Annotated in this window: 24 protein-coding genes and 1 pseudogene; 8 read left to right on the forward strand and 17 right to left on the reverse strand. The window is 69.6% G+C overall.

Features of this window, described 5'->3' with window-relative positions:
• Nucleotides 1-142: 142 nt before the first annotated feature.
• From ACHFIV_RS16360 to ACHFIV_RS16370, 3 genes are all read right to left on the reverse strand, one after another.
• Nucleotides 143-2,416, reverse strand: a complete 2,274-nt coding sequence (locus ACHFIV_RS16360; protein ID WP_398968842.1) for an FhaA domain-containing protein — start codon at nucleotides 2,414-2,416, stop codon at nucleotides 143-145.
• Nucleotides 2,417-3,092: 676 nt separating this feature from the next.
• Entirely contained in the window at nucleotides 3,093-3,284 is a 192-nt protein-coding gene (locus ACHFIV_RS16365; protein WP_398968845.1) for a hypothetical protein, read from the reverse strand.
• A gap of 687 nt (nucleotides 3,285-3,971) precedes the next feature.
• A complete protein-coding gene (locus tag ACHFIV_RS16370; RefSeq protein WP_014158060.1) occupies nucleotides 3,972-4,175 on the reverse strand; it encodes a cold-shock protein in 204 nt (67 codons plus the stop codon).
• 740 nt (nucleotides 4,176-4,915) lie between these two features.
• Here ACHFIV_RS16370 and ACHFIV_RS16375 point away from each other — a divergent pair.
• Nucleotides 4,916-5,527 (forward strand): hypothetical protein, encoded by a 612-nt coding sequence (locus ACHFIV_RS16375; protein ID WP_398968848.1) that lies wholly within the window; start codon nucleotides 4,916-4,918, stop codon nucleotides 5,525-5,527.
• Between the two features lie 313 nt (nucleotides 5,528-5,840).
• Here the strand turns inward: ACHFIV_RS16375 and ACHFIV_RS16380 are convergent, their stop codons facing one another.
• Nucleotides 5,841-6,914, reverse strand: coding sequence for a glycerophosphodiester phosphodiesterase family protein (locus tag ACHFIV_RS16380; RefSeq protein WP_398968850.1), 1,074 nt, complete (start codon nucleotides 6,912-6,914; stop codon nucleotides 5,841-5,843).
• 429 nt (nucleotides 6,915-7,343) lie between these two features.
• Between ACHFIV_RS16380 and ACHFIV_RS16385 the strand changes: the two genes are divergently transcribed.
• Both ACHFIV_RS16385 and ACHFIV_RS16390 read left to right on the forward strand, forming a co-directional pair.
• Nucleotides 7,344-8,234, forward strand: coding sequence for an LLM class F420-dependent oxidoreductase (locus ACHFIV_RS16385; RefSeq protein ID WP_398968853.1), 891 nt, complete (start codon nucleotides 7,344-7,346; stop codon nucleotides 8,232-8,234).
• A 562-nt stretch (nucleotides 8,235-8,796) separates the two neighbouring features.
• Nucleotides 8,797-9,339, forward strand: coding sequence for a hypothetical protein (locus ACHFIV_RS16390; protein ID WP_398968856.1), 543 nt, complete (start codon nucleotides 8,797-8,799; stop codon nucleotides 9,337-9,339).
• 204 nt (nucleotides 9,340-9,543) lie between these two features.
• Here ACHFIV_RS16390 and ACHFIV_RS16395 read toward each other — a convergent pair whose 3' ends face one another.
• The 9 genes and pseudogenes from ACHFIV_RS16395 to ACHFIV_RS16435 form a co-directional block, all read right to left on the reverse strand.
• Nucleotides 9,544-9,972 (reverse strand): transposase family protein, encoded by a 429-nt coding sequence (locus ACHFIV_RS16395; RefSeq protein WP_398968859.1) that lies wholly within the window; start codon nucleotides 9,970-9,972, stop codon nucleotides 9,544-9,546.
• Nucleotides 9,909-10,088, reverse strand: coding sequence for a hypothetical protein (locus ACHFIV_RS16400; protein WP_398968861.1), 180 nt, complete (start codon nucleotides 10,086-10,088; stop codon nucleotides 9,909-9,911). The genes ACHFIV_RS16395 and ACHFIV_RS16400 overlap by 64 nt, the downstream gene beginning before the upstream one ends.
• Nucleotides 10,055-10,219, reverse strand: coding sequence for a hypothetical protein (locus tag ACHFIV_RS16405; RefSeq protein WP_398968864.1), 165 nt, complete (start codon nucleotides 10,217-10,219; stop codon nucleotides 10,055-10,057). Before ACHFIV_RS16405 ends, ACHFIV_RS16400 begins: the two co-directional genes overlap by 34 nt.
• Nucleotides 10,220-10,291: 72 nt before the next feature.
• The gene (locus ACHFIV_RS16410) at nucleotides 10,292-10,606 is read right to left on the reverse strand and encodes a hypothetical protein (protein ID WP_398968867.1); all 315 of its coding nucleotides are present in this window, start codon (nucleotides 10,604-10,606) and stop codon (nucleotides 10,292-10,294) included.
• Nucleotides 10,607-10,733: 127 nt separating this feature from the next.
• Nucleotides 10,734-11,579, reverse strand: a complete 846-nt coding sequence (locus ACHFIV_RS16415; protein ID WP_398968869.1) for a GNAT family N-acetyltransferase — start codon at nucleotides 11,577-11,579, stop codon at nucleotides 10,734-10,736.
• 365 nt (nucleotides 11,580-11,944) lie between these two features.
• Entirely contained in the window at nucleotides 11,945-12,607 is a 663-nt protein-coding gene (locus tag ACHFIV_RS16420) for a maleylpyruvate isomerase family mycothiol-dependent enzyme (RefSeq protein ID WP_398968872.1), read from the reverse strand.
• Between the two features lie 278 nt (nucleotides 12,608-12,885).
• A pseudogene (locus tag ACHFIV_RS16425) lies at nucleotides 12,886-13,359 on the reverse strand (GNAT family N-acetyltransferase); the annotation flags it as partial.
• Nucleotides 13,360-13,392: 33 nt separating this feature from the next.
• Nucleotides 13,393-13,974: a DUF1707 domain-containing protein gene (locus ACHFIV_RS16430; RefSeq protein ID WP_398968875.1), complete on the reverse strand. Its 582-nt coding sequence runs from the start codon at nucleotides 13,972-13,974 to the stop codon at nucleotides 13,393-13,395.
• A gap of 275 nt (nucleotides 13,975-14,249) precedes the next feature.
• Nucleotides 14,250-14,516 (reverse strand): hypothetical protein, encoded by a 267-nt coding sequence (locus ACHFIV_RS16435; protein ID WP_398968878.1) that lies wholly within the window; start codon nucleotides 14,514-14,516, stop codon nucleotides 14,250-14,252.
• Between the two features lie 177 nt (nucleotides 14,517-14,693).
• Between ACHFIV_RS16435 and ACHFIV_RS16440 the strand changes: the two genes are divergently transcribed.
• A complete protein-coding gene (locus tag ACHFIV_RS16440; RefSeq protein ID WP_398968880.1) occupies nucleotides 14,694-15,116 on the forward strand; it encodes a PPOX class F420-dependent oxidoreductase in 423 nt (140 codons plus the stop codon).
• Between the two features lie 203 nt (nucleotides 15,117-15,319).
• A complete protein-coding gene (locus tag ACHFIV_RS16445) occupies nucleotides 15,320-15,751 on the forward strand; it encodes a VOC family protein (RefSeq protein ID WP_398968882.1) in 432 nt (143 codons plus the stop codon).
• A 37-nt stretch (nucleotides 15,752-15,788) separates the two neighbouring features.
• Here the strand turns inward: ACHFIV_RS16445 and ACHFIV_RS16450 are convergent, their stop codons facing one another.
• The 4 genes from ACHFIV_RS16450 to ACHFIV_RS16465 form a co-directional block, all read right to left on the reverse strand.
• A complete protein-coding gene (locus tag ACHFIV_RS16450) occupies nucleotides 15,789-16,556 on the reverse strand; it encodes an NPP1 family protein (RefSeq protein ID WP_398968885.1) in 768 nt (255 codons plus the stop codon).
• 237 nt (nucleotides 16,557-16,793) lie between these two features.
• Nucleotides 16,794-17,825 (reverse strand): hypothetical protein, encoded by a 1,032-nt coding sequence (locus ACHFIV_RS16455; RefSeq protein ID WP_398969708.1) that lies wholly within the window; start codon nucleotides 17,823-17,825, stop codon nucleotides 16,794-16,796.
• A 572-nt stretch (nucleotides 17,826-18,397) separates the two neighbouring features.
• Nucleotides 18,398-19,255, reverse strand: coding sequence for a PepSY domain-containing protein (locus tag ACHFIV_RS16460; protein WP_398968888.1), 858 nt, complete (start codon nucleotides 19,253-19,255; stop codon nucleotides 18,398-18,400).
• A 173-nt stretch (nucleotides 19,256-19,428) separates the two neighbouring features.
• Nucleotides 19,429-19,683, reverse strand: coding sequence for a DUF5133 domain-containing protein (locus ACHFIV_RS16465; RefSeq protein WP_398968890.1), 255 nt, complete (start codon nucleotides 19,681-19,683; stop codon nucleotides 19,429-19,431).
• A 275-nt stretch (nucleotides 19,684-19,958) separates the two neighbouring features.
• Here ACHFIV_RS16465 and ACHFIV_RS16470 point away from each other — a divergent pair, with 275 nt between their 5' ends.
• From ACHFIV_RS16470 to pfkB, 3 genes are all read left to right on the forward strand, one after another.
• Complete coding sequence (locus ACHFIV_RS16470; protein WP_398968893.1) at nucleotides 19,959-20,213, forward strand: DUF6296 family protein; 255 nt, start codon at nucleotides 19,959-19,961, stop codon at nucleotides 20,211-20,213.
• Nucleotides 20,214-20,351: 138 nt separating this feature from the next.
• On the forward strand, nucleotides 20,352-21,113 hold the full coding sequence (locus ACHFIV_RS16475; RefSeq protein WP_398969710.1) for a DeoR/GlpR family DNA-binding transcription regulator: 762 nt from the start codon (nucleotides 20,352-20,354) through the stop codon (nucleotides 21,111-21,113).
• Nucleotides 21,110-22,057 (forward strand): 1-phosphofructokinase, encoded by a 948-nt coding sequence (gene pfkB / locus ACHFIV_RS16480; protein ID WP_398968896.1) that lies wholly within the window; start codon nucleotides 21,110-21,112, stop codon nucleotides 22,055-22,057. Before ACHFIV_RS16475 ends, pfkB begins: the two co-directional genes overlap by 4 nt.
• Nucleotides 22,058-22,130: the final 73 nt, after the last annotated feature.

Below are 22,130 nucleotides of genomic sequence, written 5' to 3' on the forward strand. Positions count from 1 at the left end.
ACGGGGCGGCCACCACCGGTGGGACGAAGTCTCTGTCCATGCGCACGCCCTGGTGGCGGTGGCCCGAACCGCCGGCGTCCGCTTCAGCGGCATCGCAGGTCCTGCCGCGTGCCGCGCTTATGCGCGGTCGGGGTGACAGCAGTCAGCCCCAGACCGGAGCCGAGAAGACGCTGGCCGAGTTGTATCCCGCGTGCGGGAGGGGCGGCCAGCCGACGGGCTCGGGCTGGGTGCGGTGGAAGTCCGCTGCCACGAGCGTCGCCAGGTTGAAGTACGCCTCGCGGGTCTGTGCCTTCATCTTGGCCAGGTCGACCTCCGCTCCGGCGGAGAGGTGCTCGTCGAAGGGAACGACCACCACACCACGGCAGCGAGCACGGAAATGGGCAACCACATCGTTCAGCTTGACGATCTTTCCGGTCTTGCGCGCCTCGGACACCACGGTGATGCTCCGCTGGACGAGGTCCGCGTAGCCGTGGGCATTGAGCCAGTCCAAGGTGGTGCTCGCACTGGCAGCGCCGTCCACGCTGGACGTGGCGACGACGATCAGCTGATCCGCGAGATCCAGTACGCCGCCCATGGCGCTGTGGAGCAGCCCGGTACCGGAATCCGTGAGGATGATCGGGTAGTGCTGCCCGAGGCAGCCGACCACCTTGCGGTAGTCCTCGTCGTTGAACGCCGTGGAGACTGCGGGGTCCACGTCGTTGGCGAGGACCTCCAGGCCGCTCGGGGACTGGGAGGTGTACCGGCGTACCGCCATGTAGTTGGGCAGGTTCGGCAGATCGGCCACCAGGTCACGGATGGTCGCGCTCGTCTCCCTGCGTACCCGTCGGCTGAGCGTGCCGGCGTCGGGGTTGGCATCGATCGCCACGACCCGGTCCTGGCGCTCCGTGGCGAGCATCGCGCCGAGGGCGGTCGTGGTAGTGGTCTTGCCGACTCCGCCCTTCAGACTGATGACGGCGATCTTGTAGCAGTCCATCACCGGGGTTCGGAGCACGGACAGCTTCTGCTGCCTCACCCGTTCGGCGCCCCTACCGCCGAGACGCAGCTTCTTGAGACCGCCCCGGACGCCGGACTTGTTGCGCAGGAGACGTTCCGACGAGAGCTCGACCGACGAACTGTGCCCCAACGCGCTGCCATGACCGGAACGGTCCGGAGCCGCAGGAGGATAGGCGGCCGCCGCCCGGTGGTTGACCGGGGGGGCGTCGGCGAACCGTGGAGCCTGCGCAGCCCCGGCGTACGGGTAGGACAGGGGGGCTCCGCCCTGTCCGTGGGCGGAGGCGGCGCCGGCAGGCGCGTGCGGCCCGAATTCACCGTGTCCGACCTCGTCGGCCGCCCGCGCCGACGGACGGGATTCCCGGGCCGCGGAGGCGTGGGACTCACTCGCCGCGTACCGGTCCGGCGGCCTGTGGCCTCCGAAGCCCTCCGGCCTGCCCTCTCCCCCGTCAGGCGTAGGACTGCCGACGCTGAGGTCACGGTCATTCGTCATACTGTTCGGTCCTTTCGATGATCTCGTAGAGCTCTTGGGCACAGCTTCGGCGCGTCGGGGAGAGGATGCTTCCACCACCGATCTACCGTGTTCTTCGGGTTGACGAGGCGCTTCTTCGCGGGGGCAGTCCTCGACACCGGGCGCGGACAGCCGCGGCCGACCGGCAGGAAGGCATCTCTGGATCTCGGAAGCCAGGCTCTTCGGCCGGTCGGATCCTGTCATGGGGCCGTGCGGAGGACGGTCCCCGAGCCTGTGCGTGCGGGTCGACGGCCCTTGCCGGAACGGCAGCAGTTCGGGAGCGTCGGCACCCTTGGTCCCAGGGTCCTTCATGCTCCGGAGCTGCGACGACTTGGCGACCGGCCGGAGACCACCTCGTACCAGCATGCCGTTGCTGTCGACCGTCAGTTCGTGCTCTATGAACTGCTCCACGGTCAGTACCTGCTTCTCCCTGCCCAAGGAGCGTGGCGGCTGCCTCCAGGTCATGGCCTCCCCATGGCCGCCCCACTCGCGCGCAGCCATCGCCCGCCTCTCGGCCGCTTCCATGGCCTGCTTGACCTTCGGAGGGATCTCGATCCGGCTCCTCACCCGGTAGCGCCCGGTCTCCAAGTCGTCCGCGCACTGCAGCTGCACCTTCAGAGGGCCCACGAAGGAGTACAGCTGCGACTCCGCGTAGTCGCGCACCTTCTCGACCAGTTCCTCGCCGAGCATGACCAGGCAGGTGCTGTGCAACGCGTGATCGTCGCTGTTCAGCTCGATGACGAAGCTGTTGGGTACAACCGTGCGATCAGTGCTCCAGATCCTGGCGTTGACGTCACACTCGCGCCGGAGCGCGCCGACGAACTCCAAGGGCTGCACCGCAGACTTGAAAGCCTTGGCGAAAGCGCCGTTCACCCACGCCTCGAAGCGCTGCTCCAGCTTGTTCAGCGTTCCCACTGTCAGCCTTCCAGTACGGATCGCCCGCCATTTGAGCGAATGTGCGTTCACTGACTGGGTGTCTCTAGCCGGAATTCGCCCCTTGCTGCGGTGTGTCGGCGCGATTCACTCGATCGTCCCCCCAGTCGCCCGCTTCGGCCGATGCCCGGACCGACGGGCGGGGACGAAACCCGGCACTACGGGCCGGACCCTTCCCGGGCCACCGGGCACTCGCGCTCCGTCGAAGAACGGTTCGAGGCGGCACTCCGCCTGCTCGCCACAGGACCGCGTACCTCACGATGCGATGGCGCAGCGGCCGTCACACACCGTGGTGACATCACCTGACGCGCCGATACCTGTGCGGTCGTCATCGGGACGCAGGTTCTCGAGAAACGGAGAAGGCTCGACGCGGCCCGGGCGGCTGGCCGGAAGCCCGGCCGGTGCGGACGGGCGCGTCGACGGCGCAGGTGGGCCCGCGCGTCAGGCCACGGCCGAGATGGACCTTGACGGGGTCGAGTAGGCGAGGATCATCGGCGGCAATGCTGTCCCGTGGTACGCGTCGTGTGTATGACTTCCTCGTGCCGCCTTCCCGGCCCTGCGGTCAGGGTGTGCGGTCCCGGACCAGGTTCGTCGCGAGCGACACATGTGCGGAGGCTTCCGGCGGCGTGTCCCTGGTGTCGGGTTGCCGGGGGCGCGTTCACACACCGCGTGTGCGTCGGCTCGGCGCGGGGACCATGCGTACGAGACCCCGGACGACGGTCTCGATCAGGTCGCCGGAAGGTGCGTCGGTGCCGTGCGTCAGAAGCCGGGCGAGAAAGCGCACCGGCGTGGGCGAGGCCATGACGCGGCGGTTGAGGAGCGGACGGTATCCGTACCGGGCGAGCACCACCTCGGCGACGGTGTTTCCGAGCCGGCAGGTCCCGCGCCCACCACGATCCCTGAGCCTCGTGTTCGGCTGAACCGACACTTTCGTCCGACGCCACCGGCTGGTCCTCGGTGAGCGGGCGAGTCGGGACATCCGGCGTGTCGCCGGAACCGCGCTCGCGCGGACCGGGCTCCTGGCCTGCGCACCGCACATGCCCGGCCCTGAGCCCGGTACATCCCCCTGAGGCAGGTCGCGAAAGTGTCCACTGGTGACGCGCGCCGGCGCACGCCGACTCCCGTCGGCCCTGCCCACGGGTCCGCGCCAGGTGTGTGGATGCCGGTGGCACTGGTCCTGGCGGCATCGGCGCCTTGGCCGGACAGGGGACGGCCCACGGAATCCGGAACTCGCACGAAGGCGGTCAGGCTGTACGGGGCCGACTCGGAAAGTGCCGGGTGCTGTCGTCGACGAGGCACTCGTATCGGCAGTGTGCGCTCGAGTCCGCGTCCCAAGGACGGGTTCGACCCCGTCGGTTCCGCTGTGGCCGGTACCGGCGACGCGCCCGGGTACGAACGAACGCACCCGACGCCACAGGCCCGGCTCCTGTCTCCGCTCGGTCACGCCCGCCGTCGCACAGGCACGTACGCCCGCTCGATGGCGGCACCAGGCCCTCGGATCGCGCTTCCGGGGCCTGGGCGACCTCGATCTACCGGATCAGGCAGTCGTGATGTTCTCCGCCTGGGGGCCCTTCTGGCCCTGGGTGACGTCGAAGGTGACGGCCTGGCCCTCCTGGAGCTCCCGGAAGCCGGTGGCGTTGATGGCGGAGTAGTGCGCGAAGACGTCCGGCCCGCCGCCGTCCTGCTGGATGAAGCCGAAACCCTTTTCGGCGTTGAACCACTTGACGGTTCCGCTGGCCATGCTCGTGCCTTCCCGTTGATATCCGGATCCCGCACCGCGCGGTCCCGGAGATGTCATGGTCCGGACCGGCACAGTAGAACGCCCGCACCGAAGCGCGGGCAGGTACGGCGAACCACGACATCTGGCAGTGACGCTACATGGCGAAACCGGCCCCCACCAGAGAGCAACGACGCGATGTGTGCATCCGATGGATTTGACTCACTCCTACGGCACGGTCCGAGCACGTGTCACACGGCCCGGCGGACACTGACCGGGAGTCGGTCACGGCTGACTCCCGGGTCCACGCCACTCCAGGGGCACTCATGTACCCGGGTTGATCCGGCCGTGTTCCGTCGGCACGGGTGAGTACCTCGTGGCCCTCAGAGGAGGCGGCGTCGAGGTCCCCGAAGCGGAGCGGCGGACCGCCGGGGTGGTGTGAGGTTCGACATCTCGCCTGCCGCGTCGCAGTGGTGGGCCGCGACGTGGAGGACAAGACACCATCAGGTGTACAGAGGGTCGACCAGGCTCGCCTCCGACCACATGGCCCCAGTCATGTCTACACAAAATCGCGCCAACACGGCAGCCTTCCCACGGTGTTGCGTGGTGCGGGCCGGGAATGGGCCCTCTACGGTCCCTTGGGATCGAGCACCGGAGAAGGCCCGCATCTGTGGTGAATCGGCATCCACTGGGGCGTTGCCTTCGTTTGTGGGTAGCATCAGCCGCCCATACCTGTTTGAGACACACCGAAAGACGAGGACTGCATGTCCGAAAACACTCTTACTTCCGGCATCAGCGCAGACTACGCACAGAGGATCGCCGATGACCTCGCGGCGAACCGCAGCGAGCAGGACCAGGCGCGTGCCGAGCTGACCCGTCTGCAGGACGAGCTCATCCGCCTCGAAGAGGGTGAGCAGATCCTGGTCAAGATGCAGGAGGTACTGGGCGGAACTGACAAGCCCGTTGCGCGCAAGAGCGGCGGCCGTAAGGCTGCGGCGGCTGTGCCCGCCGCCCGCCGGGCCAAGGGGAAGGCGTCCGCGCAGAAGGGAGCGGACGGGGCGAAGTCCCGGGCTCGGGCCGGTCAGCAGGCTTCCGCGAGCAAGTCCGCCGCCCCCAAGGACGCCGGCGAGCCGACCTGGCGCGAGTTGGTCACCGGGTATCTCGCGGAGCAGCGGGAGCCGAAGTCGGCCGCCGAGGTGACCGCCGCGCTGACCGAGGCTCACCCCCAGCGCCCGGCGCAGGTCACCGTGGTGCGCAACACCCTCGAGCACGGCGTCGCACAGGGGCTGCTGGAGCGCTCCAAGCAGGGACGCTCCGTCTACTACAGCCCCGTCCCCGCCGCGAAGGGCGACGAAGGCGCGGAGTCTGCCGCTTAGTCGGGAACGATGAGTGCGGGCGGCGGGAGTGCCTCGACGGCGTGCGTGTACGGCGTGGCCCCGTCGCCGGACCTGTCGGCCTGCCGCCGGTGGGGCCGGCCACACGCGGGCACAATGATCCACGCGACGGCGCACCTGTGCCCCGCAGTGGGCGTCACCGGACCCCCCGTGGCGCGAACCGCCGAGCGATCCCTGAGGTGCCGATCCGACACGCCGTCGGCACTCAGGGCGCCGGTCGGCCGTCTCCCCGTCGGCCACGCATACCGGAGTACGAGGGCCTGGAGCTCGCCCGGCAAGGGCCGCCCGGCCGTCGTCAGTGACGCGGCGCGGGGTACGAGGTGGGCAGACGCATGCCGCGGGCTGCCATGGCGCTCCGTACACGGTCGGGGTAGTCGGTGATGATCCCGTCGACGCCCATGTCCATGAGTGCCCCGATGGTGGCGGGGTCGTCACAGGTCCAGGGAACGACCTTGAGACCGCGCCGGTGCGCGTCGCGGATCATCTTCTCGTCGGGGTAGAACCGGAAGTCGGGATCGGCGACCGTACCGCTCTGCGGGAAACCGTAGTTCGGGGACAGCGTGGTGACGCCGGGGACGGAAGCGGCGGCCCTCACGAAGTCCCCGTCGTAGTCATCGGCGTCGATCCCACCGAGCCAGGGCGATGCTCCGGGCCTCCCCACCTGCAGGAAGTCGTAGTTCGTCAGCGCCACGAGAGGGTAGTCCGGGGCGAGTTCGTGCATCTCCTTCAGCGCCCCCCAGTCGAAGGACTGGACGGACACCTGCTTCTCGACGCCGGAACGGCGGATCTCCTGGAAGACGCGTCGGACGAAGAGCTCGCGCGGCGCGGTCTGCTCGGGCGCCCCGGCCTCCACCTTCGTCTCGATGTTCAGCCTGACCCGCTTCGCCCCGTAGCTCCTCACCAGGTTCAGGACGTCTTTGAGCTCGACCATGCGGAAGTTCTCGATCCGCTCCTGCTCCGGAAATCCGGGGAGCTGCTGATATCCGCAGTCGATGCTCCGGATCTGCGCGAGCGTCAGGTCCTTGACGTACTTGCCGACATACGGATACATCGGATCACCCGGCCTCAGCGGACCGGTGTCCTCACACTTCTGTGAGCTGACCTGCCGGTCGTGGGTCACCACCACCTTGCGGTCCTTCGTGATCTGGGTGTCCAGTTCCAGCGTGCTGACACCCAGCCGCAGCGCCTTTCCGAAACCCTCGAGGGAGCTCTCCGTGGTCAGTCCGAGTCCCCCACGGTGGGCCTGGAGGTCGAACGAGGTCCTGCGAACCGGTTCCCGCTCGGGGGAGGCCGTGGCAGCCCCTGCGGTCGTCGGAAGGGCCAGGGCGGAGAGAAGGAGGAGACCGGCGACCGCGTGCCTCAGGGACATGTGTGCCTCATCTGTTGCGTAGGGCTGGACGTCGCGAAGCCAATCCTGAGGGCCCGCCTCACACACAGACCCTCGGCGAGGACGTGGTGAACGTCCGTGGAACGCTCACTCGGAGGTGGTGACCAGCCGCCCGCCCCGCGTGCCGGTCCCTCCCCGCGAGTTCCGGGGGCCGGCTGCCTCCCGTGGCCCCTATCTACCCGCTCCGTAGGCGCTGAAATGCCCTGGCACCTGAACCATCCGCGCACGAGGGCGTCCGGGAACGGGATGCCGTGGCGGTCGACACGGTTCCGGACGTCGCCGGCACGTGCGAGGGGCCCTCGCTCTCCCCCGCTCCCTCTGGCCCCTTCAGAAGGACGGCGTTCCATGCGGCCGTTCGGGTGAATCCCGTCCGGCCGGGAATAGCGAGGTCGGGCCGCTGTTGACCACACCATGACTTCTGAGACGCGCGAGGCGTTTGGACGGATCGGCATCTGGAGCAGCGCACTGCACGGGTCGCGCACCGACGGCGCGGGCAGAAAGGCGATCGCGGAAGCGGTCGCCGAGCTCGAGGAGCTGAAGTACGGCACTCTCTGGATCGGCGGCAGTCCGTCCGTCGAGGACGCCGCAGCTGTGGTGGACGCCACCCGCACGGTCACGGTGGCCACCGGCATCCTGAGCATCTGGGACCACTCCGCCGAGGAGGTGGCCGGGCGGATCGCCGAGATCGACGCGACGGCGCGCGAGCGGTTCGTCCTCGGCCTGGGCGTCAGTCACGGCCCGATGGTGCCGCAGTACACGAAGCCGTACAGCTCGATGGTCGCTTATCTCGACGCTCTCGACGCCGCGAGCCCGCCGGTGAGCTCCGGGCGCCGCCTCCTGGCCGCCCTCGGCCCGAGGATGCTCGAACTGGCCTCGGACCGGACGCTGGGCGCGCATCCCTATCTCGTCACCGCGGAGCACACCGCGGAAGCACGCGCGGCGCTCGGCCCGGACGCGATGCTCGCCCCTGAACTGTCGGTGGTTCTGGACACCGATGCCGACCGTGCCCGCACCACCGCACGCGACATGCTGGCGATGTATCTCCAGCTCCCCAACTACACCGACAACTTGCTGCGCCTGGGTTTCACGGAGAGCGACTTCGAGGGTGGTGGCAGCGTCCGTCTCCTCGACGCCCTGTTCGCCCTTGGTGACGTCGAACGGGTGAGGGCCCGGACCCGGGAGTACCTCGACGCCGGCGCCGACCACGTGGCCCTGCAGATCCTCACCGCCGAGGAGGGGGGCGGTGGCCTGCCGCGGGCCGAATGGCGCGAGCTGGCCGGGGCTTTCGCGGACGAGCTGTAGCGGGGGCCGCTCTGCGAAGACCTCACCGGAGCCCTGCCGTCGGCCCGCCTCAGCTGGACAGGGCAACGTGGCACTTGCGGACCAGTGAGCCTCCGTCAACCTGAAGCCGCAGGTCGCAAGGCTGGTGTAACACGTGCTCTGGGTGCTCGTGCTGGTCGTCGGCGGAAGTCTGAGAAGAAGATCGTCTGTCAGTACGGCTGGGTCGAAGAGAACGCGATGCAGCGGCGTCGGCGGATGTGCGAGCCTGCTGTCCTCGGACGCCGACCGAAAACTCTGGTGACCCGCGATGATCCCCCCAAGCGGGTCCGCCATATCGCCCGCGAGCGAGGATCGGGTAGGCACATCGGGTCCGATCGGCTCATCGAGGCAGGGCTTGACGCCCTCGTTGAGACGTAAGACACCACCAAGAGACAAGGGGCGTTCGATGAAGTGGTTCACGCCGAACCGGGGCAAGCAGCATGCGGATGTGACATCTCTTCGCGGGGTTGCCAAGACCAGGGATGCGCCCCTGCCCCTGTCCTTGCCTGGCCAGGCGCCCTTGTTGCTCTCCAAGGGCGGTCCGGTGTCGCAGAGGATCGGCGGTGACGGTAACCAGGTCGCGCGTCTGACCACCGGGGTGGAGCCGGTCATCCTCGACATCAGGCACCAGGGGGCCGGGCACTTCGTCGTGGACGCCTTGGAGGGAAAGCTGCGTTCGCAGGGACAACTGGTCTACACCGACGGGCCTTTCTCCTGTCGGTCATTGATCAACGCCGACGACAGACCGGTGAAGGCACTTCGAGTCCAGGCGGACGGGCCGTGGACGATCGAGGTGACCGCGCTGTCGAGCGCGCTGCCCCTGGACGGCCAGGCACGGCGCCCCGCCTCGGACGTACTGTGCTACGAGGGTGGCCCGGGAATCGCGACGCTCACCTACGAGGGCGACCCGCGGTCCGGCGACGGTGGCTACTGCCTCATAGAGACCTTCGAGGCTGACGGGGGCGGCTTTCTCGACGAATTGGCCAACCGCACGGGCCCGTGGCAGGGCGAGGCGCCTCTGTCGGGGCCCTGCCTCGTCCACGCCCGCTCCGACGGACCGTGGTCCATCAGCGTGCAACCCGTGTGAGACCGGCCTGATGGGGAAGTATCCGGGCCGCCCGGTGGGACGGTCGGCTGTCGCGTGGTCGTCAGATCCCGGATCTGTCGCCGGGATCCTGCTGCCTGCGAGGAGTCCAATACCCCGAACCTCAGGGCGACCCCGGCTACGAGCGCGGCGACCCATGGACGGTGCGTCCACCACATGGTCCACGGCCAGGCACACAGCGCGCCGTTAGCGGTTGATTTCGAGGTTCGTCAGGACGAGCAGGGCGCGCAGGAGTCGGGGGGCGCGGGCGGGGTCGGTTCGGAGTTTGGTGGAGGTCCGCCAGTTCTTGAGGTGGGCGAAGGCGTGCTCGACTGGTGCACGTCCCACGGCGAGGACGCGGTTGGCGTCCTTCTGGCCCGGGGTGAGCTTGTGGGTTCGGCTGGCGGTGTAGCCGGTGACGATCATGGGGTTGAGCAGGTTGTTCTCCAGGCCGCGGAAGCCGAGGCCGACCAGCGCTCCGAGGCCGGCGGCGTGAAGGTGGGCCAGGATGTGGTCGTGGCGGGCTGCGGTGTTGTCGTGGGTGCGGCCGGGCCGGGCGGCGGATATCCAGATCAGGCGGCCTTTCTCGTCGGTGAGGGCGAGGAAGTGCAGGCCGTGGTCAGCTCGTCGCGCCAACGGCGGACGGTGGACTCGGACACGTCGTTGCCGCCGTCCATGTCGGCCAGGCGCTGGCCGTGGCGCAGTACGGCCAGGACGATCACCGCGATCTTCCCGGCGGCAGGATCCGCCACCTGGACCGCATCGCCTTGAGATGGCGCCTGAGCAGGTCGGCGAGGTGGTTGACGGTGCGCGTGCACAGCGGCAGGCGGCACTGGTAGACAAGCAGGCAGGTGTCCTCGGCGTGCTCTTTTGTATTCGTCACACAGTTCCAACGGTCGCCGGGGGCAGCCCGGATACGCCCGTGCCGAGCCGCTTCGAGTGGCGGTGCTCCTGGTCACAGGCGGGTGGTGAACCGGCCGTCGGGCAGCTTCTGGAGCCAGCCGCGATCGACGAGTCTGACCAGCTTGCCGCGCAGCGGTTCCAGTTTGGCCTTTACGCTGACGTCAACTCCCACCCCTTCGCCGACCTCGCGGGCCATGACCGGTCCGGCAGCCTGCCGCACGGCGGCGATGATGCGCTGGTAGTCCGGCGGGAGCATGCTTTCGTCCGTGCCCGGGTCGCGGCGCGGGATCAGCATCACCGCCCGGCCGCCCACCTGCCCGGGAATCGGCCGGGCTGAGGCGCGTTCCTCGGCGAGCTGCTCGCTCACCCACTCAAGGACACGTTCGGCGACGGCGAGCTCGTCCCGCCCAGCCCGCACTGCTTCCAGCTGCTTGGCCAGCTGTTCTTCGAGCTCGACGACGCCACGTGCGGGGCGCGCTCAGGCCGGCACGGCGCTATCCGAGTTCGATGGTGGTAGCGGCGAAGATGCCGGCCATGTCGACGTCGGGCGCGGCACGCGTGTACATCCGGGCACACTCGAAGGTCGGTTCGAGTCCCAGGCGCTCCATCAGCCTCACCGCGGCCGTGTTGACGTCGGGCACGTCCAGGGCCACCGGTGCCCCCTCCTGCGCTGCCGACAGGCTGTGCAGAAGGGCGAGAGCAACATCGTCGGAAGCGGCGTACAGGGGCCCCACGCGCGCGCCCGACTCGGCGGGGCGCACCACGCCGAAGCCGCTCAACTCGCCGTCCCGCAGTGCCACCAGAGCTGTGTGGCCAGGAACTCCCACCCACAAGGAGAGGAAGGCATCACGGCACGCGGGGAAGAAGCGGCGGTCGTAGGAAGCCAGCCTGTCGAAGGGAACCGATCCCGCGTCGAGGACGGTGATGTCTGCGGCAGGCACCCCGGTGTCCGGCACCCCTGCGTACCGCACGTGGTTCCAGGCGGTACGGAACCCGGACTTGCGGTAGTTGTCCTGCTGGTCGATCACACCGTCCAGGCCCACGTTCCGGCCGTCCAGATGTTTCATGGCCGCCCGCCATGTCTGGATTCCGTAGCCCTGGCCACGGATGTGAGGCCGCGCGATGTAGAGCCCGATGAACCCGAAGTCCGCTCCGTACCGTACGGCGGAGATGGAGGTGACGGGTTCCTTGTCCAGCCGCCCCAGGAGGAATCCGTGCGGATCGGCTGCGTGGAAGGGCACATGGTCCAGCTTCCCTGGATTCCACTGTTCGTCGTCGGCCCACTGCAGGAACTTCGTCATGTCACGGGTACCGGCGATGGTGATCTCGTACTCTGCCATGTCCTGCTTCCACTCGATACGGAACGTGTCCGAACGCCCGCCCAGGCCACGCTGCCGGGCAACCGCCGCGCGGAACATGGCAGCCTCCTGCCCGCTGCGGGACTCACGACAGCGCGTACACGGGGTTAGGTACCCAGCCCCGGCCCCGATGACGCGCTCGGCGGACACTGTGACGTCGTCCGTGCGACAGGCTGAGCATGGCGAGTTGACGCGTGGGAGTCACCGCCGGGTCCGTGCGGTGCTCGCTGCGCTCGCCCACGGCAGTTGCCCGCGTACGGCCTCCGCCCCGGGCAGGGCGCCGAGGCGTCGGCACCCTGCCCGGCCTCACGCACGCAACGTTGGGGCGCCTTCGGGAGGCAACGGCGTCACACGGACTCGCAACGCGCCCGGAGAAGCTCGACTCCGTCTCCTTCCAGGTCCTCCAGAAACGTCGCACGGCCGGTCATGGCCATCACCAGAGCGAGTGTGGTACCGGAGACCAGCGGTCCGGAACCGGTGTTGAAGGGGCCGTCCTGTGCGACGAGCCGCAGGTCGTGGATGCGTCCCTTGGCGAGTACCACGAGGTCCGACTTTCTGTAGTAGTCGGCGACCTGCGTGACCGTCTCGATCGGGTGGTCCCGGTGGATGCCCAGCGGACGCCGGATGTCCTCACTGTGCACCACCGTCTCCCCGAGCATGGCGATGGCGGGGAGGGGCGGCTTCGTCGTACTCGCGACGACCTGGCTGAACCGCTCGACCGTCTCGTCCGGGGACGAGCCCATGTGTTCGGCCAGCCGCATGGCGACCTGTTTGTCGAAGTCGAACCGGCACCGGAAGACGCCTGCCAGCCAACGCAGGGAGTTGAGGCTCGCCCCCGCGGTGAGATGGGCCAGCACCTCCCTCACCGTCAGTTCACTGCACAGCGACCGTGTCATCCATCGCCCCTCGGGCAGGCCGGAGAGGTCTGCTGCGAGGGCCGCCCTCTCGGAGTGGATGAGGGGCCAGATGTCTCGCCCGCCACTTCGGCCTACCGGTTTCACTTCAGTCATACGGGCATCTTCCTCGTGTCACGCTTCGTTGTCTGTTGTCGGCCCTGGCTCCGGATACGCAGGCTGCCAGGGCCTAGTGGTCGGAGACGGGACTCCCTCCCCGGCGGAAAATCATCGGCGACGAGTGGCCCCGCGCCGCGGCTTCGCAGCAGTCAGTAGGCACACTCCTCCGGCACCGCCTGTGCCGAGGAGACGACGCGGTCACCCGGGCGCTTGTCGCGCCGGGACGAGAGCTCGGCTCCGGGTTGCCCGGCCGCGCCAGGACGACCGCTCAGCCACAGGTCCCTGCGCATACAGACTCTCGGCCATCGGTCCAGGCCGTGTGCGCCTTCCTGCCGCTGGATCTCGCGGAGACCGGGGCCGAGCTCGCTGTCGTCGAGTGTGTGGAATCCGCACCGGTTGTAGTAGGGCGCGTTCCACGGGACTTCGGCGAACGTGGTGAGGGTGAGGGCGGGTATCCCGTTGTCGGCCGCGTGCTGCGCGAGGTGGTCCAGAAGCCGGCGTCCCACGGCGCGGCGTGCCTGGGCAGGGTGTACCGACACCTGCTCCACGTGGAGGTTACCGTCGACGCGTTCAGCGATGAGATAGGCCACCGGAGCGTCTGCGTCGTCGACGGCGACCCAGGCCAGTCCGTTCGTCCGGTAGCGGGAGAGTTCGCTGACGAGGAGTGGCTCGTCGTCAGCGATCTCAGGCATCCCGATCTCGTGGATCTCGAGGACTCGAGCGATTACGCACCGGAGCTGACGGAACAGGCGGGCGACCGCTTCGGACGAGAGGGCTCTCGCTCAGCGACTCTCGCGCAGCAGCTTGCGGCGCTCCCCGCGCTTGGGATGACGGACAGTTACTCCGCCCATCCCGCAAGTACCGGTGAGACGGACCAGGGGCGAACCGGGGAGCTTCGCCGCGGTCGTCCTGTCGCGCAGGCCGGCCAGGCCGGCATCCACGTGCTCCGTCTCCACCACCCATCCGTCAGGGATGACGATCTCGACGCCGCCGGTCTGCCCGTCCACCTCTACGTCCACCACCCGCAGCCGGCATGCGGCCTGCGTGAAGTCGATCTTGACGCCGCCGAGCCCGCCGTACGCCCTGATCCGGTGGGGAACGCGCCAGACGCCGGTCCGTACCGCGCCGGCGATGCCGCCTTTGAGCAGCAGTGGCTGAGCCGGCGGCGCGACGGGCAGCAGGTCGGCGGTGAGCGGGGCAAGTTCGGCGTGCGTTCTGGCGGACAGGGCCACTTCCAGCCGCGCGCCCAGTTCGTCGAGGTCGATGCGGCCGTCGGCCATCGCTTCCTGCAACTCCGCAACCACTGCCTCACGGTCCGCGTCGGAGGCGCGCAGGGGGACGGGGTGCGAAGGCTCAACGCTCATGACGCCGATGATAAGGGAGCACATGGTGGTCGACGTCCTCGTCAGCGGGTGCTGCGGACTACGGCGCCCGGGAGCCGGGCCGTTGCTCCGCATAGCCGGTGTCGGAGGCGGTCGATGTCGCGGGCCTCGTTCCTGGTGGTGCACGACCACAGCACCGGACCGCCACAGCGTGCCCTGACGCTGCCGCCGGCCCCGCGGGGGCCGAGACCGACGAGGTCGTACGCTTCCTCTTCGGCTCCTCCTGCACCAGCCCTTCGAGCGGGGAGGCAGACGGCTCAAGGACTGTCCGCCTCCCAGGCCCAGCGCTTCGGGTCGGCAGCCACCGGCCCGTACACGGCGCGTCCTCCTGCTCCGAATCTCCCGAGCTCCGTCCCGAGCGCGGCGCCCGTGGAAAGGCGCTCCTCGGACCAGCCGGTCACGTCCAGGAGGAGTCCGTCGAGCGGACCACCCACCAGCTCCACGTAGACGTGCCCGCGCCGGGGCCCCGGGTCGGGGTCCTCGTGGTCGGCACCGTAGACGCGGCGCCTCATCAGTTCGTCCATGCCCCCAGCATCACAGTCACCACTGACAATTCCCTCCGGACCACAGGCGGCACGAGGGCTGTCGCCTACGCGGTCCCGGATGCCGTCCTTGTTCTGTGGCAGCGTGGAGGCGCGCCCTCTGCATCACCGGTGGTCCACCCCGGTGGGGAGGGCACAGCACGAGACAGAGGAGAGAACATGTCGAAGCCGCCCCTTCCTGACGCCGCGATCACGATGCTGCGCAAGCCCAACCCGGCGGTGATCGCCACCCTTCGTGCGGACGGGCAGCCGGTGTCGACGGCCACCTGGTATCTGTGGGACGACGGCAGGGTCCTCGTCAACATGGACGAGGGGCGCAAGCGTCTCGACCATGTGCGACGGGACCCCCGTGTCACCCTGACGGTGCTAGACGAATCCGACTGGTACACCCACGTGACGTTGATCGGGCGGGTCGTCGAGGTCAGCGACGACGAAGGGCTGGCAGGCATCGACCGGCTGTCCCGGCAGTACCTCGGCAAGCCGTACGCGGACCGTGAGCGCGGCCGGGTCAATGCCTGGATCGAGATCGACCGCTGGCACGGCTGGGGTGGCTTCCGGGACAGCTCCCAGGCCGCGACCTAGACCTGCACACCACCGCTCGAAGGGCGGGACGCCGACGGCGCACATGGTCACAGTGCGGCTCCTGTTGGCGTTTCGGCGTGCGCGCCGGGTGCTTGCTGGGTGACGGTGGACGTTCTTCGGAGTTCACCGTGGCGCCCCGCCGTCCCGGCTTCGCCGAGGAGGAAACGACCGGCCAGACGCACTGGCCCTTCTGAGGAGGCTGCATGAACTGGACACTCGAAGTCATCCCTGTCCCGGTGACCGACATGGACCGGGCGAAGGCGTTCTACACGGAGAAGGCGGGTTTCACGCTGGACCTGGACGACGAGGTGGCTCCTGGTATGCGCATCATCCAGTTGACGCCCCCGGGCTCGCGGTGTTCGATCGCCATGCTCCAGGGCATGCCCGCGTTCCCCGGCGAGAAGCCGATGGCTCCGGGGGCACTGCAGGGCCTCCAGGTCTGCGTGACGGACATCGAGGCGGCGCGGGAGGAACTGGTGGGGCGGGGCGTGGACGTGTCCCCGATCCGGCACGTGGGGGCGACGGGCTGGGAGGAGGGGAAGGGCGACACCTGGAACTCGTTCATGGCCTTCGCCGATCCGGACGGCAACGGATGGGTCGTCCAGGAGGCGCCGTCGGAGCTGTCGGAACGCTGAGCCCGGAGGGGGCGGGACGCCCCGCCCCCCTGGCAGATCAGGCGTTCGGGTCGAAGGGGATGCCTGCCGGGCGTGCCTTCTCCAGGTGGCCGGCGAAGTTGCCGTCCTTGAGGCCGAAGACCGCGCTTCCGAAGTCCGCCCGGACCAGCTTGTCCCGCAGACCCGCCGGGTAGCCGTTCCAGCCGACGAGGCCGGGGAACCGCCACTGGTGGTAGTGGTTCTCCGGCGGCTCGTCGTTCGAGTTCGCGGGGCGGAAGCAGTGGGTGCTGAGCCCGTCCTTGTGGTAAACGATCTTGGGGTGGGTCCCGTCCCATCGGATCCGGTCACGGGCGTGGACGTCGAAGTCGCCGTGGGCGGAGGTGGAGACGAAACGGGCTTCGTTGTTCTGGACCCACACCACGACGTGCTCCCAGTCGTGCCGGTGTCCGCCGAGCCCACTGCCGGCCACCGCCTGGTCCTTCTCGAAGTAGAGGCCGTACATGACCGCGCACCACCCGTTGTTGCACTTGGAGCGGGCGTATCCGTTGGTGTTGTCCAGGTCCACCGCGTCACGGCAACTGCCGTTGACCGCACCGGTGGTGTTGAGGCCGGCCGCGATCGTTCCGTCGGAGCCGATCGCCGGCGTGGGGTAACACCCGTCCGTGTCGTAGTCGTACGCCGGCTGGAAGGCCTGTTCCATGGCGTCCGCGTTCGCGGGCAGCGCTGACGGTGGGGCGGCGAACGCGCTGCTCGCGGAGGCTATGACCAGGGCGATGGCGCTGGTCACGACGAGGCAGGCCTTGCGGATCGGTGGGCTGGTCTTCACTGCGTCCTCCCGGTCGGCGCGTGGCTGCGGGTGGGGGCACGCGCGCTAGGCCTGACATGCCCATCGCAACCGCCTTGAACCCCGGGAGCGCCCGGCGTCCGACACCGTCATGCGGGAACCGACCGGAGGTGCACTGAAGTTGGCCGAACGGACATCTGACCACTGGTCCGGCAGACGTCACGTCACCTCAGACGGCTGATCTCCGGTGCGCGGGGCGTCACACGCAACCCGGCACGCTCAGCGAGGACGTACGCCTGTGTCCGCGGTGGCGGGCGCGACCGCCTGAGCGGCCTTGCCCGGACGGAGGGTCCACGGCACCGGATCGGTGTTCGTCAGCCACCCGTCGGTGATCAGTCGGCGCACGACGTGGATCCGCAGGTCCCGTGACATCTTCCCCCAGCCCATCCCCTTGCAGAGCTGCTTCACGGAGGGCCCGTGACCGTGTGACGCGCGGAACGCAGCGGCGAACTCGGCTGCGGCGGGTCCCTGACCGGGGTACGTGGTCTCCCAGGCGACGTAGGCCCGACGCACCTTCTCCTCGAACTGGGCCGGCACCGCCTTGCGCATGAAGGCCTCGGACACCCTGGCCGTGGACAGGGAACACTCGGAGCAGCCCTCGACAGCGGCGACGTGCCGCCGCAGGGCCACGCTCGCCCGGTCCTTCCACTGGTCCCAGCTCAGCTGTTCCGTCTCCGTCTCCGGCTCGTCGGGCGTCCGGGGCCCGGACGGGGGACGCATGCCCGACAGGTGCCGCACTGCGTCGGCCAGCAGGAACCGGTCGCCTTCCAACTCCCGCAGGAAGCCCTTGGCCAGCAGTTCGGGGAGGGCCGCCCGGCACTCGTCCGGCAGGTGGGCGGGAAGCGCGCCGTGGTCGTCGGCCGGTCCGTGGGCAGCCAGGAAGAGCGCGGCCAACCGCGCGGCGGGCGAGGTCTTCTTGACCGGCTTCGCGGAAAGGGTGCGGACGGTCCAGCCCGACACCCTGGACCGCATCACCTTGCCGAAGGGCAGCGGGGAGTCCGGGTGGCCGGTGAGGTCCGGGACCGACACCCCCACCGGGGTGACGAGGTCATCGCCGAGCAGGGCTTCCTGCCCCTGCCAGCCCAGAGCGGCGAACGCGGCGACGGCACCGTCCGGATCGGCCAGGCGGAGAGAGCGGACGTCCTGACCGGTGAGGTTGCCGACGCCTCCCCTCGCCGCCCGGATGGAGACGACCACCGCGAGGAGCCGCGCATCGGCGCCCTTCAACGGCAGAGAGCCGACGTAGGCCATGAGCACGCGGGCCGCTTCCCCCTGATGAGGTGTCAGCAGGAAGGGGTTCGGCTTCGGCACCGGTGCGGCGGCCGGAGCGGGGAACGAACTGGGGGAGGAAGGGGACACACCGTGTACAACGCGCGCGAGGGGCCGAAGTCACCGTTCGCAGCGCCGCGTGACGGTCAGCGCGGCCCGGCACGCGGCACGAACGCCGCGGTACGGACACAAGGCGGCATCCCGGTGGTGGGGACGAGGACCGCGTCGACCGGCACGTGCCCGAGCGAGACGTCCGACGGCAGCACCGTGAGCGGATGGTGTTCACCTGCTCCGGCGCCGCCCTCCTGCCGACCGCCTCCGCTTGTCCCGTGTCGTCGTGGGGAGGGCCGGAAGCGTGCCGGTGCGCAACCTGTCTGCACCTGGCTTCTCCCCTGTCGTCGCATGACCGTCCTGGGGAAGCCGGGCTGCGCCGCGTCCGCGCTCCGGCCGATCCGACCCCGTGACCTCTCGCTCCCCGCGTGCCGGGACGCACACGTCGGCGGCGCACCGCACCGCGGTCCGCCGCCGATATGTCCGTTCGTCCAGTGCCGTGATCAGTCTTCGTCGATCTGCTCGTCGGTGATCGTGCCCTTCACCGCGTCCACGTCGAAGGTGGTCTTGTTCCACCCCTTGGAGACGACGTCGACCTTCCAGACCAGAACCTGGCTGTCGTTCTCGTCGAGGGCCATCGAGGTGACCCAGCCCTTCTGCCTCGCAAGGGCGACCTTCGCGGCCTGCTGGGGCGTCTGCGTCGCCTTGGCGATCTGGGCCGCCAGCTCCTGCTTGTCCGCGTCGCTCTGATCGGCGTCCGGCGCGAAGTCGATGACGTCGCCGGACACCGCGTCGATGGTCACGTTGTGCGCGGTGCCGTCCTTCTCCACGACCTCCGCCACCCACTTCGGGCTTCCGGCGCTGCCGCTCGGACTGGGGCTGCCGGTCCCACTCGGGCTCGAGGTGGCCTCGGGGCTCGGGCTGGTGCCGCCGGTCGGGCTGCCGGTCGGGCTGCCGGTCGGGCTGGGGCTGCCGGTCGCGTCGTCGTCATCCTCGTCGTCGAGGCCCTCGAGGTCCAGGTCGGTCAGCTTGCCACCGGACACCTCGCCGACGGCCGTCGCGGCGGCCTTGTCGTAGGTGACCTTGACGGTCGACAGCAGTTCCTTGCGCTCGGTCTGGTCCTCGGTCAGCTGCGCCGTCCCGGAGGGGCTGCCCGAAACGCTCCCGGAGGGGCTGGTCGTCTGGTTCGGGAGGACCTTCGCAGCCTCGGAGGTCTCCGCGGCGGTCTCGTCACCGCTGTCCTGACCGCAACCGGTCACAAGGGTGGCGGCAAGAGCAGCGGCGCACAGGGCGCCGCCTGTGACGCGGAGCCGGCGGTTACGCGGGGAAACGGTCTTGGTTCGACGGGGCTCAAATCTCATGCTGGCATGCCTAGCCGTCCGCGCGAACAGTCATGTTGTCCGGCCTGCGGGTGTCACCCGATCGACGGCGCCGTCCGCCCATTCGGCGTGTCGCGGGTACCGGCCCGGGAATGTCCGGACAGGCGGATGGCGCCGGTTCGGGGAACCGGCGCCATCCGTGGAAGGCTGTGCGGTCAGGCGGTCAGCTGCACGTCAGCCGGCCCCGCCGTGGGACTCAGAGCCCCCGTGGACGGCACTGCGTGCAACTGCGCCGCCGCGACGGCCAGGGCCTCGGGCACGGCCCTGGTCCCGGTGGTCACGCAGAGGGTGTAGGAGACGTCCTCGAGTTGGCGGCTGCTCTCGGAAGTGCCCAGCCGTGCATGGGTGCTTCGCAGTGTCTCGTAGCGCTTGACGAGATTTCGCAGCGTTGCGGGGTTGGCCATCAGCACGGCAGTTCCTCTCCACAGGGCGGCCGGGAGCCCGTGGTTCCCGCGCCGACGAAATCCGATAGCGCCGGCGGAGCCGCCTGGCGTCACGGCCGGCCGTGCGAAGCTGACAGCACGCGTCCGGTCCCTTGCAGACGATGGTCGCCCCACCTCACCTGATCCGCATCCGCAGTCACGGACGGTCACCGGTCCGTTCGTCCATGAGCGTCATGCGCCGCGGTGGGAAACAATGGTGATGACGGGCGAGCGACTGCTGCCGGCCCGGTCGGAGGTGGGTCATGGATTACCCGGAGAGTTACGAACTCATATTCCAGGCGGGCGGCGCCGAGGACGACGTGGTGGTCGTCCACCTCACGGCACGCTCCGGCGCGGGGGGCAATCCGGTGTACGAGGACGAGACCGGAATCGTGCGCGCCGAGATCAGCGAACGCGGCGAGGTGCGTATGCAGGCGAGCGGCGGACATCAGGTCCTGGGAGCACCCTTGCTGGTACGCCCGCTGAGTCCGCGGACGGCCGCCCGCCGCGGCGACTGAAGTACGCGGCCGACGGGCCCGCCGCTCCGAAGTCCGTTCACGCCCAGTTCTCTGCCCGAATGTGTTTACTTTCCTGAACAGCGCCCGTAGTCTGCCGGTGAAACCACAGACTCGGGCATGGAACGGATACGTAACCACATGTACGCACCGGAGCGGCAGCAAGAAATCCTCCGCCTCGCCGGCGAGAGCGGACGCGTCGACGTGCTGTCCTTGGCCGAACAGTTCCAGGTGACCGCGGAGACGGTCCGGCGAGACCTCAAGACTCTCGACCGGGCAGGGCTCCTGCGCCGGGTGCACGGTGGTGCGATCCCCGCCGGGCGGCTCGGATTCGAGCCGGATCTCGCCGAGCGCGACACCGTGGCGGCCGACGAGAAGGACCGCATCGCCGCCGCGGCCCTGGGTGAACTCCCCGCCGAGGGCAACATCATCATCGATGCCGGGACGACGACCGTCAGGCTGGCGGCCGCCGTCCCGGTCGAGTCACGCCTCACCGTGGTCACCCACGCCCTGCCCGTGGCCGCCCGCCTCTCGGATCATCCGGACATCTCCCTGCACCTGGTCGGCGGCAGGGTGCGGCACCGGACGCGGGCGGCCGTCGACGCCTGGGCGCTGAGCGCGTACGCCGAGATCAACGCGGATGTCGTCTTCCTCGCCACGAACGGCTTCTCGCCCGAGGGCGGTCTGACGACCCCGGACCTGGCCGAAGCGGCCGTGAAGCGCGCCGTGATCGCGGCGGCCCGCAGAGTGGTGCTCCTCGCCGACTCGGACAAGTGCGGTCAGGAGCACTTCGCGCGTTTCGGCGATCTCTCCCACGTCGACCTGCTGATCACCGATACGGGGCTGAGCCCCGAGGACGCCCGGGCCATCGAGAGCCAGGGCACGGAAGTGGTACGAGCATGATCCTCACAGTCACTCCCAACCCGAGCCTGGACCGCACGTACGAGCTTCCCGGGCTCACCCGTGGCGCGGTGCTCCGGGCCACTGCCGACCGTGTGGATCCCGGTGGCAAAGGCGTCAACGTCTCCCGCGCCGTCGCCGCCGCCGGCCACCGCACGGTGGCCGTCGCACCCTTGGGCGGGCCTGAGGGCGCCCTGCTGGCCCGGCTGCTCGGCGAGCACGGTATCGAGGCCGCCGGGGTACCGATCACCGGCAGCACGCGCGTCAACATCACCCTCGTCGAACCCGACGGCACACTCACCAAGGTGAACGCGGCCGGGCCCGATATCGCCCCCGCGGAGGCCGAGCGCCTGCTGGACACCGTCCGGGCCCGCTCGGCGGGCGCGGACTGGATCGCTTGTTGCGGAAGCCTTCCGCGAGGCCTGCCTCCGGAGTGGTACGCCGAACTGGTCGCCCGCAGCCACCGCGCCGGCGTCCGGATCGCCCTCGACACCTCGGGCGCCGCGCTCGTCGCCGCACTGTGTGAACGGCCCGACGTCATCAAGCCGAACGCGCAGGAGCTCGCCGAGGCCGTTGGCCGACCGCTCGCGACCGTCGGCGACGCGCTCAAGGCGGCGCAGGAGCTGTGCGAGCTCGGGGCACGGGCGGTTCTCGCCAGCCTCGGTCCCGTCGGACAGTTGCTCGTGGAACGCTCCGGCGCCTGCTTCGCCGCCGCCCGGGTCGACGCGGTCCGGAGCGACGTCGGTGCGGGAGACGCCTCACTCGCCGGATTCCTGTCCGCGGGCGGGACGGGCAGGGCCGCGCTGTCGGCCGCGGTGGCGCACGGCGCCGCTGCCGTGCAGCTGCCCGGCAGCGTCATGCCGACGCCCGCCGATCTCGATCCGTCCTCCGTGGTCACCACCGAGGACGTCCCCGTGGACCTCGCCCTGGCGGGGCAGGCCCCATGACAGTCCCCGTACGAGTCCAGTCCCATGACGCCCCCGTCCCCCGCGCCGTCCCCCGGGCGGTCCACGAGCAAGG

It is taken from the genome of Streptomyces sp. ALB3, assembly GCF_044385685.1.
Taxonomy (GTDB): Bacteria; Actinomycetota; Actinomycetes; order Streptomycetales; family Streptomycetaceae; genus Streptomyces.

What these genes read in the sequence shown, in the direction of transcription:
- ACHFIV_RS16455 (WP_398969708.1), bottom strand. Translation starts at nt 17,825, where the DNA reads ATGGCCTACGTCGGCTCTCTGCCGTTGAAGGGCGCCGATGCGCGGCTC.
- ACHFIV_RS16380 (WP_398968850.1), bottom strand. Translation starts at nt 6,914, where the DNA reads ATGTCCCTGAGGCACGCGGTCGCCGGTCTCCTCCTTCTCTCCGCCCTG.
- pfkB (WP_398968896.1), top strand. Translation starts at nt 21,110, where the DNA reads ATGATCCTCACAGTCACTCCCAACCCGAGCCTGGACCGCACGTACGAG.
- ACHFIV_RS16460 (WP_398968888.1), bottom strand. Translation starts at nt 19,255, where the DNA reads ATGAGATTTGAGCCCCGTCGAACCAAGACCGTTTCCCCGCGTAACCGC.
- ACHFIV_RS16445 (WP_398968882.1), top strand. Translation starts at nt 15,320, where the DNA reads ATGAACTGGACACTCGAAGTCATCCCTGTCCCGGTGACCGACATGGAC.
- ACHFIV_RS16475 (WP_398969710.1), top strand. Translation starts at nt 20,352, where the DNA reads ATGTACGCACCGGAGCGGCAGCAAGAAATCCTCCGCCTCGCCGGCGAG.
- ACHFIV_RS16415 (WP_398968869.1), bottom strand. Translation starts at nt 11,579, where the DNA reads ATGGCAGAGTACGAGATCACCATCGCCGGTACCCGTGACATGACGAAG.
- ACHFIV_RS16440 (WP_398968880.1), top strand. Translation starts at nt 14,694, where the DNA reads ATGTCGAAGCCGCCCCTTCCTGACGCCGCGATCACGATGCTGCGCAAG.
- ACHFIV_RS16375 (WP_398968848.1), top strand. Translation starts at nt 4,916, where the DNA reads ATGTCCGAAAACACTCTTACTTCCGGCATCAGCGCAGACTACGCACAG.
- ACHFIV_RS16420 (WP_398968872.1), bottom strand. Translation starts at nt 12,607, where the DNA reads ATGACTGAAGTGAAACCGGTAGGCCGAAGTGGCGGGCGAGACATCTGG.
- ACHFIV_RS16430 (WP_398968875.1), bottom strand. Translation starts at nt 13,974, where the DNA reads ATGAGCGTTGAGCCTTCGCACCCCGTCCCCCTGCGCGCCTCCGACGCG.
- ACHFIV_RS16435 (WP_398968878.1), bottom strand. Translation starts at nt 14,516, where the DNA reads ATGGACGAACTGATGAGGCGCCGCGTCTACGGTGCCGACCACGAGGAC.
- ACHFIV_RS16370 (WP_014158060.1), bottom strand. Translation starts at nt 4,175, where the DNA reads ATGGCCAGCGGAACCGTCAAGTGGTTCAACGCCGAAAAGGGTTTCGGC.
- ACHFIV_RS16470 (WP_398968893.1), top strand. Translation starts at nt 19,959, where the DNA reads ATGGATTACCCGGAGAGTTACGAACTCATATTCCAGGCGGGCGGCGCC.
- ACHFIV_RS16385 (WP_398968853.1), top strand. Translation starts at nt 7,344, where the DNA reads ATGACTTCTGAGACGCGCGAGGCGTTTGGACGGATCGGCATCTGGAGC.